We start from the raw sequence: 19,435 nt of genomic DNA on the forward strand, positions 1-19,435 counted from the left end.
TCTCATCAGGCTCCTCGGGAGACACGTGTATTCGCCTTCGTAGTGTGACTGAGCGATCCGGCTAGAGTATACCCAGTATTCACAGCAGAGCTAGACGATATTTCGCTTGGCAACAAGATACGCATTTGGCAGTGATATCCGGCTGACGGGGCGTATTTCAAGCGTGTGGATGACTTTCGCCTTGCCTTCGCCTAAACTCTGCACATGGGCGGGGAGCGAGCATCGACAACCCGGATGCGAGAGTCGGGACGCATATGTTGCTCCTGCAAGGTGCCGCTGGAATCCCCGCCCGCCAGATTTAGGGAACGCTACTGCGAACGGTGTGAACCCCGACGCAGGGTCTACATGCACTTCATGCTGATGCCGGAAGGCTGGAGGGTCACGTTCCTTGAAGCGGATCTGAAGACTCCCCTGCCCCGCAAGATGATCTTCCAGGACTCCATCAAGGTGATCGAGATAGCCTTGCGTGGTGGGGCTGGTAAGGTGCTGGCAGATAGGCAGGCGATTGAGCACGGCATCAGCCTCGGAAGGGGTTCAGCTTGGCTCAATCTGACGACAGAGCAGTACAGAAGACTGCACCTCTAAACAATCTGGCCGCCCCGTCACCTTGAACCTATGCGAGCTATCGTCGAGTGTTAGAATCCAACGCCATGGCAGATATTGAAGAGCGCATCGCCACACTCGAAAAAGACTATGAAAGGCTGAAGGGCAAACCCAAAGACTGGTGGGATAAGGCTCAGATCATCGGCGCTATGCTTATCCCACTGTCCATCGGACTTGCTGGATTCTGGTACAACCAAGCGTCACAACGGATGGCGCTTGAAAACACTCGCCGCGTCGAAACTCAACAAAAAGAGTTCGCAGCACTTCAGGCTCGAATTAGCCAAGCGCAACTGATCTCAACGTTCATGGATGCACTTTCGAGCGGCTCGCGCCAAAAGAAATTATTGGCAATTGAAGCCGTTCAGTACGCTCTTCCAGAAGAGAGCTCTCGTCTTCTCCAAATTGTGTCGCTAGACTCTGCTGAACCTACCGTGCAAAGGGCTGCCCGAACTGTGTTAGATAGTCGGCTCTCGCCGTTGATCGCCGATTGCTTCAGCGATAACAGCGACAGAAACCGGAAGGCCGTAGCGGAATTAATTCGCGTCTGGTCAAATGACGACAAGCTAGTTGAAGACCTTATAGACACAGCCAGCACCCAGACATCCAATCGTAGTGGTGTCATCAACGCTCTTACCATTCTAGAGAGTATCAATCCGTCTTTGCTCATGTCCCACGAAGCAAAAGTGTTGATGTTTTTGCACACAGTGCGATCTAACAACACCGATACCGAAGCGCACGTCGCTAACGTCGAAGGTAGGCTTAAATCTCTCCTGCGTCAGCAGATCGCAACTTTAGTCGCGCAAATTAGGGATCAGGGACAAAAAGACGCGGCAGCTTTGAAAATGTACGACACCACCCGAAGGAATGCACAACGCGATGACTTAGTGGAGAAATTCGGGAAAACGCCGGCTGAAGCGGCGAGCATCGTTGATTCCAGCCCAACATCGAGATCGGCTATGGCCGAAGCAATACAGGCAGCGAAAGATGGTGGGTTCATGCTTTTCCGCCCACAGATAAGGAATCTACTGACCTACATTGATAATCCATGGCTTGATACCGGTGCAGATTTCGTTGCTATTCGAAGAGAGATTGAAACTGACTGCTTCACCAATCCTCTACACATGGGAAGCTGTTCCGGCGCTCTCGAGAGGCTCTCCAATGCACTCAACTAGCCTAAGCAAGCCTCACCATGATGCGAGGCCCCTATAGAGGTAGATCAGAAAAATACGATTGAGGTCAATCCGAGATCTCGAATGATCTCTTGAATCTCGACGGCGCAATCACGGCGTCAGTCCTGTTCCCATCATTGGAATGTTGAAGGTCCCCGAGGATGTCTGAATCGATAGGCTGCCGCTGACAGATCCCGGTTTGGTCGGCTTGAAGACCGCGGTGAAGACGCAGCTTTGGCCCGGATTCAGCATGGGTTCGCCATTCACCAGATGGCACGTCCCCGGTTGAAGATAGAACTCTCCAAGGTTCGCGTAACCCAGATATCCCATCGTTGTAGTCGTATCGTTTGTGACGGTAAATGAAATCACTGGACTGGTCTTTCCCACAGTAATGATGCCGAAGTTCCCGGAGGATGGAGCAATCAAAAGCGTCGAACCCGTTCCAGTCATCGGGACGGTGAAGGTGCCCGATGACGTCTGAATCGAAAGGGATCCGCTGACAGGTCCCGGCTTCGTCGGCTTGAAGACGGCGGTGAAGACACAGCTCTTGCCGGGATTCAGCATTGGTTCCCCGTTTACCAAATGGCAGGTCCCCGGCTGAAGGTAGAACTCCCCAAGATTGGTGTATCCGAGATAGCCCATCGTCGAAGTCGTATTGTTCGTGACGGTAAACGAGATCACCGGACTAATCCTGCCAACCGTGATGCTGCCGAAGTTCCCGGAGGATGGAGCGATGACAAGCGTGCCAGATGAGACCGTCAGCGTTCCAGCCACGTAGGCGAAGCTGTAGTTGGCTGCGACCAGGCCCTCGGTTGCGAAGGTGATCGGGTACGTTCCTGGAGCCGATGTAGCCGTCGCCGTCGTGGTCGGGGCCGCCGAGCCTGAGACCACCGAATTGTTATCTCCATTCACGAATCCGGCCACGGAGTAAGTCAGAGCCGGATTCGCCGCACCATAAGGCCTTGATACGCTCGCCGCCGTCGCGGTCAAAACAGCCTTTGCAACCGTCAAGCTCTGCGAGACAGGCATGGCCGCCGCGTAGTCCGTGTTGCCAGCCTGCGAGGCGGTTACTATCACCAGACCCGCACCGGTGATCGTCAACGTCGAACCCGATATCGTCGCCGGGCCGGTCGTTGTATAGCTCACCGGCAGACCCGAGCTGGCCGTTGCTGTCAAGGTAAGCGGAGCCACTCCGTATGTCTTTCCAGCAAGAGTACCAAAGGTGATCGCTTGGGAAGCCCCGCCAGAGATGGTCAGCACTCCTGCCACGTACTTGAAACTGTAATTTGTAGCGGCCAGGGCCTCGGTCGTGAAGGTGATCGGATAAGTGCCAGCGGGCGAAGTGGCAGAAGCAGTCGTGCTCAAAGTGGCGGAGCCAGAGACAATAGCACTTGTATCGCCGTTCACGAATCCGGCGACGGAATAAGTCAACGCAGGGTTCGCCACCCCATAGATCCGTGACAACGATGCGGCTGTTGCCGTCAACACAGCCTTGGCCACTGTGAAGCTCTGCGAGACGGGAGTGGCTGCCGCGTAGTCCGCGTTGCCGGCCTGCGACGCCGTTACCGTCACAAGCCCCGCGCCGGTGACCGTCAATATCGAGCCTGAGATCGTCGCAGGTCCGTTCACTCTATAGCTCACGGGAAGACCGGAGCTTGCGGTCGCTGCGAGCGTGAGCGGAGCAGTCCCATACGTCTGGTTCAACAAAGCACTGAAGGTTATCGTCTGGTAAGCCCCGCCGGAGACGGTCAACACACCTGCTACATAGTTGAAGGTGTAGTTTGTCGCGGCGAGTGCTTCGGTCGCGAAGGTGATCGGGTAGGGCCCTGGAGCCGAGGTCGTTGTCGCCGTGGTCGAGAGCGTAGCCGAGCCGGAGACGACCGCAGTGGTATCGCCGTTGACGAAGCCGGCAAGGCTGTACGTGAGAGCAGGGTTTGCAGCGCCATATAATCTGGTCACGTTTGTCGCGGTCGCGGTCAAAGCAGCCTTGGCAATCGTGAAGCTCTGCGACACCGAAGTGGCGGCGGCATAGGTATTGTTGCCCGCTTGTGAGGCGGTTATCGTCACAAGGCCGGCTCCGGTGATCGTCAACGTTGAGCCAGACACGGTAGCGGGTCCGGTCACCGTGTAGGCCACTGGAAGTCCCGAGCTTGCCGTGGCGGTGAGCGAAATTGCGGCCACGCCATAAGTTTGGTTCGCCAGGGTGCCGAAGGTGATCGTCTGCGATGCTAGCGCCTGAGCAGTTGTCGTCGTCTGGATTGGTCCTGGGGCCAGCTGTATGTTTCCTGCATTATCTGTCGCGATCGAATAGAAGGAGTAGGTGAGACCGGCAACGCCGCTGTAAGTCGCCGAAGTCGCGGTTGTGGAAGACAGCCAGACTGAGTAGGCGCCATTGTTAATTGATACATAGATGTTGTAGCTGGCGATTCCAGCACCCGCAGGATCGCTTCCGGTCCAGGTGACGGTGAACGACGGCGAGGTTGTCGTTGCGGGTAATGCTCCTACACTGCTGGTGGGATCGACCGAATCGATCGTGTTCGTGACTGTGTTCGTGCTGATCGCCGCGTTCGCGTCGAAGACGATCGTGGCCTGGTTCGTGATCGCTGTGCCGTTAGACAGTCCGCTCTTCGGCTTTACGGTGAAGGTGACGTATCCGGTGCCCTGGTTGCTGGCATTGTTGGGCGGCAGGAACCCGGCGAGCGGGTCGGAGGGCAGGCCACCGGTGGTGGGGTTCACCGATTGCATCGTCCAGGAGAGGACTCCCGTGCTGGGGTTCAGCGCGGCGTTCACGCTTACCGGGTTCGGATCGGTGCCTACGCTCACCTGGCCGCTGTAGGTCTGCTGACCCGCCGGGACGTTGATGGTGACGTTATTGAACTGGATCTGGCTCAGCTGCACGGTCGACCAGTCGAGATTGGGGGCCAGCGGATCGGTGACGGTCACCTTCTCTGCGGGGGCCGTGGCAGTTGGCTGGTTCTCGAAGTAAATGGTGTACAGAATTGGCGTGCTCGGCGGAACAAAGCCTTGATCGCCAAAGCCGGAGGTCAGCTTGCCGTTGGGATCCTTGGATGTCCCGCCTGAAGTCATATCCGTGATGGTAATTTGCCCATTCAAAAGTTTGTCGACGGGTACGTCTATCGGCATTTCAGTGCGCGGTGCAGGAGTTACGTTGTTGCAGACGGTTGGGTCGTCATGGGGGTCGAATTGGAATGGCGAGTAATAATAGAGGGCTGCGGCTCCATTGAAGCCAGCCTGGCTGGCCTCGTCAAGAATTCCTATCTGGCCCAGCAATGGCACGGCCTTGGCAAGAGCTGCGGGAGCTTTTTGCAATAGCTTGATACCGACGAACTCTGTTGCGGCTATTGTCTCTGCAGGTGCCAGCGACAGGGTGCGCGCTAGGATCGATGCGCTGTCTTTGGCGGCGCTTGTTGCGTCTCCGTTATGTATGTCTTGTGCGAGGCTAAAGATCGTCGACACGTTACCTGCAATGCCAGCTACCACGCCAGTCCCGGACAGCGCATTAAGCGCATGATTCCCGGCATCAATTACGTCTGCCTTCGTGGGGCACGTACCAACTGGATCTGAGTAGGTGAGTGGGCTATTTCCTGAGTAGCTATAGAGATTTGTTCCGCCAGCAAAACCAATCGGATCCTGCTGAACGAACCGACCGAGCGCCGGATCATACCAGCGGTTTCGCATAAAGTAGAGACCGCTGCCCTCATCCATCACGCCGTACTCACCAACGAAGGTGAAGGGATTGGCCACGCCTGTGACGCTGGTGAGTTTCTGGCCGAATGGCAGATAGCTGTAGCTATTGACAACGCTACCGGAGGCGCTCGTCATCTGTGCCGTGTTACCCGCGCCATCGAAGGCATAATACGCAGCGGAACCGCTGGCTGGCACGGAACTGGTCAGGTCGAGGCCGTAGGTGTAGTGAGAGACAAGCTGGCCGCTGCCGTTCAACTCAGCCTCGACGTTACCTAGACCTGAAAGATCGTTTACATACTGAGTTACCGTTCCGTTATGCGTCGCCGAGATCCGGCTCCCCAAACCATCGTACTGATACGTCCATGTATCCGTGGCGCTGGTCATGCCGATGAGCCGGTTCTCATCGTCGTAGGTATAGTTGACCCCAGCACCTGATATGAGGTTACCGTCGGGGTCGTAGGCGTATGCTGTTGTTCCGGCTGTAGTGTACTCGTTCAGGTTGTTGACGCTGTACGCGGTGCCGGAGGCGTTCGTCCAGTTTCCATTGACGTCGTAGGTGTACGGTATAACTCCGTTCGGAGTGTTATCGGATGATATCTCGCCGTCTGCGTCGTAGGCATAGCTTGAAGTTCCGGCTGGCGCCTTGGCTGTGGCCGTTCTGCCGAGGGAATCGTAGGTATAGTCGAACTCGCTCAGCACGGATCCGGTTGCGCCATAGTTGATGAGGTGGAGCGGGTTGCCGTTTGCATCGTAGGCGAACGTCGTGGACGTGCCGTTCCCCATGCTCTTCTTTGTCAAATTACCCGCGGCGTCGTAGGTATAGGCGACGATGGACGCACCGCCGCTGTTGGTAAGCTGTGAGAGCCTGCCTGCCGCGTCGTAGCTGTAGTTGACCGAGAAGCCAGTCGAATCGGACATGCTGGTCCGCTGACCGCCGGTGTTGTATGTGTACTGGATGGTTTGTCCGCCGGGATAAGTGATCTGCGTCAAACGATCGGCAGTGTCATAGGCAAAAGAGGTCGTTCCGTTCGAGGCGGTCGAAGTGAGTAGGTTTCGGTGAGCGTCGTAGGTATAGCTGACCTGGGAGCCGTTGGCGTAGGTCTTGCTCGTAAGCAGATTGACCGAGTTGTAGGTATAGGTCGTTGTGTGTCCACGACGGTTAGTCACGCTGGTCACGTTTCCATGGCCGTCGTATGTGGCCTGTACACTGCTGTTGTCCGGATAGACTAAGCCAGTCTGGTTGTAACTGCTGTCATACGTTGCGCTCGTTGCATTTCCCGCGGCGTCCGTGAAGGATTGAAGCTTGTTATACGCGGTCGAGGAGTAGTTCTGCTGGTTGCCAAGTGGATCGACAAGCGATGCCACATTGCCCAGTGAGTCGTATCCGAACGACAGGGTCGTCCCGAGTGGACCAGCCAGGCCTGTGAACTTGCTCTCTGGGTCGTATGAAAGGTTTGTCACCGACCCAAGCGGATCGGTGTATTGCGATATGTTTCCATTCACGTCGGTTGAAGCCTGCACTGTGTTGCCGTCGGCGTCGGTCAGCGTAACGACTCCCCCCGCAACGTATTTGTAGGTGAGCGTCTGAGCGTTTCCGTCCTGGTACTGGGTGGCAAGACGCCCCAGCGCATCGTACGTGAAATAAGTGTGGGTGCCATCGGGATAGGCGATGGTGTTGACCCCGATCGCAGGCTCGCAGTAGGTCGATACGCAACTGTCGGCGATGTAGCCGACTCCGGATGGGCCGCCCTCGTTCCATGTGAACGAGGTGGTGCCGGCAGAATTCGTTACGGAGGTAAGGAAGGTTGAGTGGAGCGAATCGGTCTTTGTATCGTAGGTATAGGTCGTGACTCTACCCACCGGATCGGTCGCCTGAAGGATATGACCAAGGGAGTCGTAGGCAAAGGCGATGGTGTTGCCGAAGTTATCGACTGCGCTCGTGACCAGGTCGTTGGTATACGTCAGCGTGATCCGATTGCCATTCAGATCCTGGATGTAGTTAAGTACTTGGCGCGCTGTGGCCGTATTCTGGGTATCGGGGACCAGGTCGTAGACGGTCCCGCTTCTTTCGGTGAGCGTCCAGCTTCCGTCGGTGTTAACTGTGAGAACACCATAGTCCCCAATAGATCCGAGATACTGGTTCGACTTACTCGGGTCTGGTGTCGGAAAGGATCTTGTACTCCCGTCCGGATAGTGGACGACAGGTGTTCGGTTGTAGATCTCTCCTGTGATATCGAAGGCGTGGCTGGTCCCGAAACCAAAGGCCCCCTGGTGGTACCGCTGGTTGAAGACACTAAGGCCGTCGTTTTGAAGCTCGAACTGGAACAGGCGGCTGCCATCGGATTCGTATATCCCCTGGCTGCTCAATGCAGTCGCGTCCGCAGCCAACAGGCTATTAATGTTGCGGCCATCGAGATTGAGGTATTCGTACGGCGCAACTACGGTAGTTGGATCCGCCTGATAGCCAGATCCGACGAGAAGTTGCATGCAGGTCCGCGAGAACCCCGCAGCACTTGTAAATGCCGGCAGGAACACGCTGCAGAAAGCGGTAGCGTCAGGGAAATTCCCTATATCGGTCTCTGTCGGGGCCGTTGAACCGTTTTGTGAGGCAGAAGCGCGACGCTTTGCGATGGCTTTGACGGAAAGAGAGACGGGGCACCCTGATGCAGGGCAATCCTTGTCGCTGACCGTGTATCCGATCAGCGGATCAGGGTTTGCCGTGCTTACGACCTGCGTGGTGAAGGTGACATTCGAAGAGAATGCGGCCGTGACGAGCAAGGGGATACTTCCCGAGGCACCTGCCGGGAGCACGCCGGCGGGCCCCTGGTTGCTGATCCCAAGGACAAGCAGGGATGTGGAGCTATTTTGGCTTTGGTACATCAACGGGAAGTTCGCGTTGCAGCCGGAGCATGGCGGCGGAATTTGAGACAGTGTCGCACCGGTCGCGGAGACCAGGATCATCGGTGCCGGCAAGTCGGAGCTGCTGACATTCGTGTAGTTCAGCGTTGCCTCGAAGGGGAAACCTACGCGGTACTCAAACGGTGTCGATAAGTTGACCTGTATCTGGCCTCCCACGCTGGAGCTTGATCCGGAAGAGTTGGCACCCACCGCGACTGCATTGCTCAGTGACACAGTAGTTCCGTTCTCCATGACTTGTGCGCCATAGATTCCATTGGCCAGTCCACTCGCGGCAAAAGTGGCGGCGGCGTGGGATGCGTCGGTCAGGAAGACTGAAGTTGCTGTATATGTCTGGCCGCCGGGCGCAACCAACTGGTATGTTGCGTTGCTTTGGAAGCCGCCGCCCACGAACGTCAGCGTCTGCGATCCGCTGTTGATGATCGCGTTTGGCGAGACCGACGTGAGGGAGAACTTTATCGTGGTGGCTGCAAGGGTGAATAGGGCAGGGCTGGTCGTCAATAACTGTGCGTAGGCGGTTACATAATAGGTCTGGCTTGAGGTGCTTGGAATAACGAGGCTTGCAGTGGTCGAGTTGAACTGTATCTGCTGGAAGTCGTAGTGTTGCGGCGTGGGCAAGTAGCCCTGGCCGACAAACAGTTGAACCGCTCCTGAAGCTCCGGTGAGATCCAGGGTGACTTCCACCGCCTTGTTCGCACCGGGAGTGAGCTTGTACCAGGCGGATTGACCGGTGGACGCGAAGGTGTTGCTGGTGGCCGGGCTATCGACCACGAGTTCAGGCAGATCGATCGCGACTTCATTCAGCGAGATCCCGGTCGCGTTCGCGGAGTTCTGACCGACGAAGACCTCGCCGCGATCGTTGGCCTTCACCTCCCAGCGATGGTTGCCGACTGTAGTGCCGGGAACCCGAATCGTGCCGCTCGAGACGACGCTCGCGCCGGGTCCGAGGGTCACGCCGCTGGCGACAAGCACGTCTCCGGCATAGATAGCGACGGGATTGGTATCGGGGTCCTGAACGAGATAGATAGCGTCGTGCCAAGGGCCCTGCGCGGTGCCCGAGCCGGTGTTGGTGTCCGTCCAGGTCAACTGCACCTGTGTTCCGGTGATTGCCGTTGCCGGCCCGGAGACCGAGGGAACGGTAAGGTCGATGTCCGAAGCCGCCGATTCGACGTACTCGAAGGCACCCATGTCGGGATAGTGGCCGTTGGCGTCGGGAACTCCTGTCCGGGTCTGGACGCGAGGATCGTTGTAGCGTGGGTCGCCGAGAGCATCGGTAAGCGGCGAGACCGCTCCGTTCGCGGCGTCGAGGGCCGGAGAGCCGAAGTTGAGGCGGTAGTCGCCCTGAGACTGATTGACGTAGACAGGATTTGCGGAGATGTTGCCGTTGGTGCCGGTCGGATCGGCGATGCCGCTATAGTTCGGCACGCCCGCAGCGCTCGTCCATACGTCGGAGTAGCTAATATTTAGCGTGCCGCCTACATCGATGCCGCCGAACTGTGTCCCGATCGTATTGCTGATGATCGTGTTGGCGACGTTTACGGTTCCGCCGTGGACCTGGATCCCGGCGTTGTTCGCGTCGAACGTATCGTTGGTCACATTCACCGTCGAGCCGACCTGTGCATTGATGCCGCGATCTTGAACGCCGGAGACAACTGAACTGTCCAGCGTCAACGTGCCGCCAGCATGGGGAGAGCCGGTGAGTATTCCGTTGTAGAAGGACTGGCTGATGACGCTGTTCGAGATCGTGACATTGGCGGCGTCGCTGGTCTGGATCATGCCAAGGAGGCTGCTGCTGCTTTGCGGACCGCCGCCGTAGAGGAAATAAACATGGTTGAAGGTCGCGGTAGCGCCATCGATCAGGATGGTCGACCAGTCGCCGGGCGCGGGTGCCTGTGCGCTGCCGCTGGTGTTGCCGCCAACCGAGCTGTCGTTGAGTGAGGTGAAGTAGATTGGCTGGGCGAGAGTTCCGTTGGCAACCAGCGTGGCGCCCGTCTGCACATTGATGCCGGCATTCGCGGCGAACTTGATCACCGTTCCGGGCTGGATGGTGAGCGTCGACCCGGTGGGGACGGTCAGGGTCTCATTTACCTGGTAGGTCTGGTCGTTCAGCAGGGTCTGATTGACGAGCGACCCGGTCAGCGAAAATTCAACGTACAGAATCTCAGTGTTTGCATTGGAGTTAAACTGGCCGCCAGTCTGGACAAGGATTCCCTTCCATTCACCCGCGGTAGGTAAGGTCAGTCCGCCGGTAAAGTCCGTATCGCCGCCTACGCTGCTGTCGTCGAAGGTGGTGAAGATGACAGGATTCGAACCGCCGCCGAGGGCGTTCAGAGTTCCGCCGCTCTGCACGATGATCTGTGCGCCGGGAGTGGCCTTCACGATGGTCCCGGGATCGATCGTTACGGTGACTCCGGAAGGAATGATGACTGCGCCGTCGATTCCCTGGACCTGACTCGCCGACCACTCCTGGTTGGCCGAAATGATGCCCGCATGCCAATTAAGGCTGTTGTTGATGACAAACGTGCGCGGGACTTCCTGAATATCGTTTCCATTCGCGTCGTAGAAGATGAGCCGGAACTCGTACCGGCCGTTGGCGAGCGTGGTTGTGTCGAGGGACAGGCTGGCGTTCGCGTTGAGTCCCGATGCGAGCGTTTCGACATCCGGGCCGGAGGCAACGAGCTTGACCGTGGTCGTGGTGGGGTCTACCGCTCCCGCGAACCATCCCAGTGTCTCTGTGCCGTGAAGCACGCTGCCAACTGGCGAAATCCATGCAAAGGCGGGTGTGTTTGTGAAGACGGTCGAGCCATTTGCTCCGCCCGTGCCTCCGCCGCCTCCGGGTGCTGTGACCTGCGTGACATTGAAGCCGCTGTCTGTCGTGTAATAGACGGCAACTCTGCCACCACCACCGCCGCCGCCATAGTAGCCGACGCCGCCGCTTGCCACGATAGTGCCGGAGCCGGTGAGTGTTGCGGTCTGAAGTAAGACAGAACCGCCCGAGCCGCCGCTGGCCTGATTGTTTGCGCTACCCGGACCTTGTCCGTTGGAGGAGATGGTGCCGTTATTCGTCAAGGTTCCGAGAACGATCAGGCGAACGGCACCGCCGCCCGATCCTCCGGCGCTGCCGTTCACAGTGCCGTTGGTCGAACTGCCGCCGGAACCGAGATCGGTGGGCGCGACCGCCAGGCCATAGGTCGGAGGAGGCTGGTAGCCGTTCGGAGCCCCGCCGAGTCCGCCATACGAAGCGCCCGGGTTGGTTCCCAGCGGAGTTCCACCCGGGCCCGCGGTCGGAGCATATCCCTGCGTGTCGGCGTTGATGGAGCTGCCTGCATCCACCTCTACGGATCCGGCGGTCAGGGTTGCACCGGCGCCCCGCGCTGTTCCATTCACCTGCGCAGTGTTGTTGATGCTCTCGAAGACGATGCTTGAATTGCCCGTGACCACGACTGCGCCGCTCACTGTCAGGGTGGAACCGCCGCCCACGTTGAAGGTGGAACCGTTCGATACCGAGATGCTGTTCGCCGTGAGCGTGGTGCCAGACCCCAGAGTGAGTGAGCCCGCATTGTTGACGGCGATGCTGCTGTAGTTCAGGGTCGAGTTTGCCGGCAGGACGACGTTGTCGGAGACGGTAAGGTTTGTGTTTGCTCCAAGGGTGTAGACGGTCCCCGGCGCGCCCGAAAGGGAGCCGCCGCCGCCGTTGGCTGTTATGTTGGCGAGACTAAAGCCGTTATTGGTGGCGAAGTAAACAGCAATGCGGCCACCGCCGCCGCCGTAGGCGCCGTTCTGCTCGCCGCTGCCGCCATTGGCCACGATGGTTCCGCTGCCCGCCAACGCGCCTGTTTGTAGATACAACGATCCGCCAGAGCCGCCTCCGACCCCGGTGCCATTGGTGTTGACTCCATTTACCGAAATTATCCCATTGTTGGTGATGGTTCCAGACACAACGAGATGGATCGCGCCGCCGCCTGCTCCGCCGGTACTCGCCTGGCTCGGGTTCGAGTCGCCGCCCGAGCCGAGGTCGACCGGTGCGGTTGCGGAGCCATAGACAGGAGAAGGTACTGCGGGGGTCGATCCATTGCCAGTTGCGCCCAGACCGCCATACGAGGCACCATCGCCTGAACCCACTGGAGCGCCGCCGGGGCCGGCGTTTACGATGTAGCCCTGCGCGTCCGCGTTGATTGAGCCGCTGGCATCGACCTGAACCGAGGCGGCATTGAAGGTTACGCCCGCACCGGCCCATGCCCCATTGACTTCTGCGCTGTTGTTGATCGCCTGCGCGACGATAGTTCCGGTGACCTTCAACGCGGTGTCCACATTGATCGTGGAACCGCCTCCGATGGTCAGCAGTGCGCCAGTCTGCACCGTAACGGAGTTGTAGCTGACCGTCGTACCAGCTGGGATTACGAAGTTTTGATAGACGGTCAGCCCGGCGTCTGTTGTGGACGTGTCGAAGAATCCGGCGGTGCCGTTCGCGCCTGGGCTGAAGGACCCGTTGCCGCCGCTCGCTGTCGAAGCGGCGAAGCCGGTAAACGGACTCGTCGCGGCGTTGTAATAGACGGCGACCCTACCGCCGCCGCCGCCGAAGGCGCCATTCTGCTGGCCGCTGCCGCCGTTCGCGGAGATGCTTCCTGAGCCTGCGAGCGTCGCGGTCTGTACGTAGACGGAGCCGCCTGAACCTTCTCCACCGATGCCGGACGGGTTGGCACCGGCCGCCGAGATAGTGCCATTGTTCGTGAGTATCCCCGAGACCACAAGATGGACCGCGCCGCCGCCCGCGCCGCCGGCACCATTGCCTGAGCCAAAGTCGCCTCCGGAGCCGAGATCGATCGGAGCGGTCGCGGACCCATATATGGGCGACGCGGGAGCTATCGGATATTGCTGGACCGCGCCCAGACCGCCATACGAGCCGCCGTCGCTCGAACCCACAGGAGCTCCGCCGGGCCCGGCGTTGGCCACATAGCCCTGGCCGTCGGCATTGATCGAACTGCCGCTATCCACTTCAACCGAGGCGGCGGTGATGATGACACCAGAGCCCTGCCACTTGCCGCTCACCTGTGCGGTGTTGTTGATGCTCTGCAGAACGATGTTTGAGCTTGCTGTGACCAGGACCGCGCCGCTGGCCGTGATGCTGGAGCCGCCGCCCACTGTAAGCGTGGCTCCGCTGTTTACCGTCAGGCTGGTCACTTGATAGGTGCCGGTCGGCCAGGTGGTGGAGGTACTGACGACCACGTTGCCGGACGGCGACTGGGCGAACCCATGCATGGTAAACCCAAGGAAGAGAACGGTCATCAGAGCAACCAACGTCTTGACGTTGAAAGAGCGAGTTACGCGGTTGCCGAAGCGAAGCTGATTTTGGATAAAGCAGAACACGGTGAGCTCCCTGATTCTTTTGCGTCAATTCCGGGCGTTGTCTGAATACACCAGCTTGACCACGCTCGCAGATTCTGTAGCTGGAGCGGAGCTTTGTGGCGCCGAGCGGCAGCTCTAAGTCGATATCGCGAAATACAACGGCGGTGGCCCAACCAAGGCATTGCAGCCTACTAAGCTAGAGGCGATAATCATGGCGAGGGGCGGCTGGAGCAAGTGCCCCATCGGGCCGGATCGGGCCATCTTGTGCCAATCGTAAAGATTTCACTGCAAATGTATGCGATCGCCTACAAAGGAAGTGACTAAAGCGGAATTGGGGCCCACTGGCAAGCGCCTAGATGGATGGAAAGACGTTGCGTCCCATCTTGGAAGGGGAGAGAGGACGGTAAAGCGCTGGGACGTGGAGCGGGGGCTGCCGATCCATCGCGTACCGGGTGCCGGTCGAGCCACAATCTACGCTTATACCGCCGAACTGGATGAATGGCTTAAGTCGCGCGTCGCGCAAGATCCGGAGGCCGCCAAGGAAGCTTCCCAGGAGGCTGACGATTCGCCCGGCTCGACCTCCGCAGCGGAGCCTGCGGAAATTCCGGAAGATAATCTGTTTGAGTCCGTTAGGCTGCCGATGGAAGGGCTGCGGGTTCGAACCGGACTGAGACGGAGTTGGACATTATCACTGGCAGGTCTGGTTCTGGCCTTAGTTGCCGGTGCCGGGGTCAGAATGGCCGCGCTCCATCATCGCAGTTTGTCGACTTCGAAGGCCGCGTCTCCCCAGGCCGTGACGGGCAGCCCAGCGACCGGCGCGGAGGCTTCACCGGTATCCGATTCGGACAAAAGACAGGCCCATGACCTCTACCTTAAAGGCCGCTACGAGTGGAATCAGCGGACGCCAGAGAGTCTCAACCGGGCTTTGGACGATTTCACGCAGGCGCTCGTTCATGATCCGAGCTATGCCCTGGCATATGTTGGGATGGCCGACACCTATAACCTGCTGCGAGAGTACTCGACTATGCCGGACAGCGAGGCTTACACGCGCTCGATCGTTGCGGCAAAGAAGGCAATCGCACTCGACGACTCGCTTGCCGAGGCGCATCGTGCGCTCGCCTTCGCCGAGTACTACGGGATGTGGAATTTTATCGACGCGGAAAGGGAGTTTCGTCGCGCGATCGAGCTGGATCCGAAAGATCCTACCGCGCACAAGTGGTACGCAAACGCCATCGTGGAACAAGGGCGCTTTCAAGACAGCCTCGCCGAGATGGAGAAGGCACAGGAGCTGGACCCCTCATCGAACAGCCTTATGGCCGACAAGGGCGTCATGTTGTTTCACGCCGGCAGAAGGCAGGAAGGTCTGGACCTGCTTAGGGAGGTGGAGCTGTCGGCCCCTGGGTTTCGGTCTCCTCATTTTCAACTCATGGGAATCAGCATGGAGTTGAGGGACTTTCCGAGCTATCTGGCCGAAGGAAAGAAGGTGGCGGAGACCACGAATGACAAGGTGCTGAGGGACATCATGGCATCGGCGCAGACCGGGTTCGATCGAGGCGGCGAGCGCGGATTGTTAAAGAGCTTATACGCAAAGCAAAGAGAGTATTACCTGCAAGGCAAGGTGTCAGCGACTGATCTGGCGAAGACCTGTATCGCAATGGGGCGGAGGCAGGAGGCATTGCAATTGCTGGAAGAGGCTTATGAGGTACACGATAGCTTTGTGCTTGAGTGCGGGTCGCACGCGGATCTGAGAACTCTGAAAGACGAGCCCCGGTTCCAGGAACTGATGCGGAAACTCAGGTATCCATCAGCTTCCGAACTTGAACTCATGCGCCAGTCCTCGCCGATTGTCCCCGTCAATGCACAACTTCGTGCCGCCTCCGGTCCGTACTGAGTTTTTGCCGAGACGCACACTTCGCAGTTCACGACGTCCGTCCGATGACTATCGCGGGTTCTGGATGAGGTCCCAAAAGCACGGGGCGTCCGCAACGATCCCGGATTCAAGAACGACATTTCTGCTACGCGAATGCCCAGCCTGGGTCGAGGCCGTCAGCATCTTAGGTCTGCTCATGGTTGTTTCCCCTTGGGCCTCTGATACGGCCATTCTTTGTCCTTCGTTTGTACTGCTTCGGTACCCGCTGTTGCCTCTGGTGAAACGTGGCCCGGAGCGACCAGCGCGAAGCACAGCGGGATTGCTCCGCCGGTCCTTCGCTGGTCGCAGCGTACGCTCACGCTGACCGAGCGGGAAGAAATGTCGCGGACCTCAGCCGCTTCTTCATGGAGGTCTTCTCCTTCCGCCAAGTCGGCGTCTTCGGCAATGGCGAGCTTTCATGGCTCATCAACGACGAAGGCTTCGAGATCATCCTCCTGCAAGAAAAGCATCTCGTCGTCGGCGATCAATACCCTCCCGGATTCCACACAGGCTTCATCGTTCCAACACGCGAAGATGTCAACCAACTCCACGCCGCAATCCGAGCTGCCGACTTCGAGGCACCCGCACCCGATATGATCCAGCGTGGCGGCCCATCCGCCTATGGCTTCTACTCCATTCCACCGGGCGGTGTGACTATCGAAGTCAGCACATGGGTTAAGTAGACCCACCCCAAGTAAGTGACAACCGCTGAGGTCTGGATGCGGCAATCCGGAACTCAGCAAGCGCTCAGGCATAGCCAAGAGCTTGCGTGACGGCATTTGGCAACGGTGAGGCGAGGGTGAGCTAAATGAAACAGCCATGCTTCTTCGGCGCGGTGCATACTCGGCAGTGCATCTGAACTGGTGATCTCATGGCAACTCTGGCTGTCCCAACCTTTCATTCCGCGACCATCTTGGCACAACGTCATACTGCGGCTGCAGTCGCTGAGGTTGCACCCTGGCGAGGCATTCTGGCGGTGGAGCCGGACAGCGGTGTACTCAGCGCAAAAGCCCTCCTTCTAACCAAAGCTAAGTACTGTGTCACACCGGCGACCGGTCTCGACGAACTCTTCAGCTTGCGCAACACAAAGGCATTCGCTCTAGCAATCCTGAGTGATCGTCTCGGTCAGCGCCTGCTCGGGACCGTCGCCGCCACTGTCAGAAGACAGTGGCCGAGAATACGAATTCTCATCCTCGGTCAGGTGCCAATCGCGCTGGAGGATTACCTTTACGACGAGCATATTTGCCGCTCATCCGATCCTCAACAGGTCTTAGCAGATCTTGAATGGCTTTACGAGGGTATGTGGAACGAGTGCTCGAAGGGCATTGATTGGAACGCCTCAAGGGCAGCCTTGTACTGTAACCGAAGGCCAATCCCTGAAAGCGATCCGACCAAAGCTGTCACTCCTGCGCCGACCGAAGCTAGAACCCTTCGTGATATGCCTGCGAACATTCGAATACCAGTGACTAGGGCGAACTGACGGGCCAGGAGCTGGACTGACCCACTCCCTCGGAAGACACCCGTGCTCGCACCATTTATTAAGAGGCCACAATGACCGCAAACACTCCAGATGCCCAGACGCCGATGTCTGGATCGGAACTCTTCATTCATAACAATGACATTGCGCGGGCTTATTGGTGGCTCGGTACATTGTGGATCGTCCTCGCGGATTCGAGCGACACAGGCGGTCGCTTTTCCCTGATGGAGGAGGTAGCGCCTAAGGGCTCGGGCCCAGGTCCGCACAAACACACCTGGTCCGACGAGACGTATTACATCATGGATGGCGAGATCACCTTTTGGGTCGGCGGCGAAATTAAGACCGCGCGAACCGGCGATTACGTCATGGTCCCGCGGAATACCCCACACGCTTTTCGCGTGGAGAGTGAAACAGTGCGATTCCTCAATGGCTACACGCCCGCCAGCCTCGAAGCGTATGTCGTGGAGTGGGCAATGCCGGCACCCGAGCGCGTTGTTCCCCCCAAGGGTGTTCCCCGACGATGGAGTTCCTCGCGACGAACTCTGAGCTTCTGAGCCGGTATGGCATGGACATTTTGCCCGGTCCCGATCCTCTGCGTCCTGAGAGCTAATAGTTCAGGCCGCTCCCCTTTCCTGCTTCTCCGCTCATCAAGATGGAGCGCGCACAGGCCTAGGCTATGGTCGAGCCAGTCTTGAAACACTATCACCCGGCCCATCCATACGAGCGCCACACAGGGAACCGAGGGCCGTCGATCTGCTGACCGCCTCCAAGCGGTCATTGGCAGAATCCGGATCGCATTGAAACGAAAGAGTGATGCGTCTCTTATCGAGCAACAAGGACGAATCACGACAACCATTTGCAAGGGGACATCATGAAAGCAACTCAGAAACTTCACGAAATAGGCCAGAGCTTGTGGCTTGACAACATTACCCGTGGCCTCCTTAGCAGCGGCACACTGGACCGCTATGTCAAGGAACTGTCGGTTACCGGGCTCACCTCCAATCCTACAATCTTCGATCATGCCATCAAGAACAGCCATGACTATGACGAAGCTATCGATCGGGGCTTGCGCAAAGGCGAAGCAGTCGAAGATCTCTTCTTCGAGTTGGCGATCGAAGACCTCAGACAAGCCGCCGATCTCTTTCTCCCGATTCACATGGTTACCAGTGGTGTCGATGGATGGGTTTCGCTTGAAGTCTCTCCCCTGCTGGCCAACGATACGTCCAAGACTATTGCGGCGGCGGTGGATCTCCACCAGCGGGCAGCCCGGCCTAATCTCTTCATCAAGATTCCAGGCACGAAAGAAGGGCTGCCCGCGATTGAGGAGGCAATCTTTCAAGGCGTTCCCGTGAACGTGACTTTGCTTTTCTCCGCAAGCCAATACGTCGCGGCGGCTGAAGCATACCTGCGTGGGATCGAGCGTCGCATCGCGGCCGGGCAGAACGCGGATATCGGCTCTGTCGCCTCACTTTTTGTGAGTCGTTGGGACGTTGCAGTCGCTGAGAACGTACCCCAGGCGTTGCGCAACCAGCTCGGCATCGCGGTTGGGCAGGAAACTCTTGCAAGTTATCAGTCCCTTCTTGCCTCACCCAGGTGGCAAGCTGCCTTCAACTCAGGCGCACGATCGCAACGGCTGCTCTTTGCCAGCACCGGAACGAAGGATCCTAGGGCTTCAGACACGCTGTACGTCGAAGCGCTTGCCGCGCCCTTTACTGTCAACACAATGCCGGAGAAGACTCTCAACGCCCTTGCTGAACATGGAGCGGTCAGCGCGAGCAGTCCGGCACAGTATAAGGATGTACTCGCCAAGTACGGCGAGGCTGGCATCGACATAGATGATCTGGCGGCTCAGCTTCAGGTTGAAGCAGCTGCATCCTTCGTTGAGTCATGGACTGATCTGATGTCATGCATCGAGTCCAGAGGACAAACGCTCAAAGCAGCATAAGGGCATTCACGCTAGTGAGAACGCTGTAGCTCTGCGACCGCCGCTTCTCAAAGTAGAAAATAGCGCTGTGCGCTCCTATGAATAAATGGTCGCTCATTTGCTCACCCGCGACAATCGCTCGCTTCTTGTTGAGCTAATTTGACCAGACCCATCGCCCAAGCAATGGGACTCTAAAGCTGCGGCTCTATCGGTTGACCGCGAAGGGGCCCGATGCGAAGCGTGAAATGTCGAACCTGTCAGCTAATTACGGCGACTCTTTATCTCTTACTGATCGCCGGATGTCGCAAGGCTGCGCCACCCGCAACGCCTCCCTTAGCGGTCGATACGATAGCCGCAAGCGTTCAAACTGTGCCGGTGATCGG

Annotated in this window: 7 protein-coding genes; 6 read left to right on the forward strand and 1 reads right to left on the reverse strand. The window is 58.2% G+C overall.

Annotated features, from left to right (window positions below):
- Positions 1–345 precede the first annotated feature (345 nt).
- Both OHL18_RS22130 and OHL18_RS22135 read left to right on the forward strand, forming a co-directional pair.
- Positions 346–585 carry a hypothetical protein gene (locus tag OHL18_RS22130; RefSeq protein ID WP_263377054.1) on the forward strand — a complete coding sequence of 80 codons (240 nt, stop codon included), beginning with the start codon at positions 346–348 and terminating at the stop codon, positions 583–585.
- A 65-nt stretch (positions 586–650) separates the two neighbouring features.
- A complete protein-coding gene (locus OHL18_RS22135; protein ID WP_263377055.1) occupies positions 651–1,775 on the forward strand; it encodes a hypothetical protein in 1,125 nt (374 codons plus the stop codon).
- A gap of 108 nt (positions 1,776–1,883) precedes the next feature.
- Here the strand turns inward: OHL18_RS22135 and OHL18_RS22140 are convergent, their stop codons facing one another.
- Complete coding sequence (locus tag OHL18_RS22140) at positions 1,884–13,763, reverse strand: MBG domain-containing protein (RefSeq protein WP_263377056.1); 11,880 nt, start codon at positions 13,761–13,763, stop codon at positions 1,884–1,886.
- Positions 13,764–14,160: 397 nt separating this feature from the next.
- Between OHL18_RS22140 and OHL18_RS22145 the strand changes: the two genes are divergently transcribed.
- The 4 genes from OHL18_RS22145 to tal all read left to right on the forward strand — a co-directional run bounded on the left by OHL18_RS22145 (position 14,161) and on the right by tal (position 19,073).
- Positions 14,161–15,633 carry a tetratricopeptide repeat protein gene (locus tag OHL18_RS22145; RefSeq protein WP_263377057.1) on the forward strand — a complete coding sequence of 491 codons (1,473 nt, stop codon included), beginning with the start codon at positions 14,161–14,163 and terminating at the stop codon, positions 15,631–15,633.
- A 263-nt stretch (positions 15,634–15,896) separates the two neighbouring features.
- Positions 15,897–16,334 carry a VOC family protein gene (locus tag OHL18_RS22150; protein WP_263377058.1) on the forward strand — a complete coding sequence of 146 codons (438 nt, stop codon included), beginning with the start codon at positions 15,897–15,899 and terminating at the stop codon, positions 16,332–16,334.
- Between the two features lie 868 nt (positions 16,335–17,202).
- A complete protein-coding gene (locus tag OHL18_RS22155; RefSeq protein ID WP_263377059.1) occupies positions 17,203–17,682 on the forward strand; it encodes a cupin domain-containing protein in 480 nt (159 codons plus the stop codon).
- 317 nt (positions 17,683–17,999) lie between these two features.
- The gene (gene tal, locus OHL18_RS22160; protein ID WP_263377060.1) at positions 18,000–19,073 is read left to right on the forward strand and encodes a transaldolase; all 1,074 of its coding nucleotides are present in this window, start codon (positions 18,000–18,002) and stop codon (positions 19,071–19,073) included.
- Positions 19,074–19,435 lie beyond the last annotated feature (362 nt).

It is taken from the genome of Granulicella aggregans, from assembly GCF_025685565.1.
In the GTDB taxonomy this organism is placed as follows: Bacteria; Acidobacteriota; Terriglobia; order Terriglobales; family Acidobacteriaceae; genus Edaphobacter; species Edaphobacter aggregans_B.

Excerpts from the sequence above, each read along its gene's own strand:
- OHL18_RS22130 (WP_263377054.1), top strand. The coding sequence starts at position 346 with ATGCACTTCATGCTGATGCCGGAAGGCTGGAGGGTCACGTTCCTTGAA.
- OHL18_RS22135 (WP_263377055.1), top strand. The coding sequence starts at position 651 with ATGGCAGATATTGAAGAGCGCATCGCCACACTCGAAAAAGACTATGAA.
- OHL18_RS22155 (WP_263377059.1), top strand. The coding sequence starts at position 17,203 with ATGACCGCAAACACTCCAGATGCCCAGACGCCGATGTCTGGATCGGAA.
- tal (WP_263377060.1), top strand. The coding sequence starts at position 18,000 with ATGAAAGCAACTCAGAAACTTCACGAAATAGGCCAGAGCTTGTGGCTT.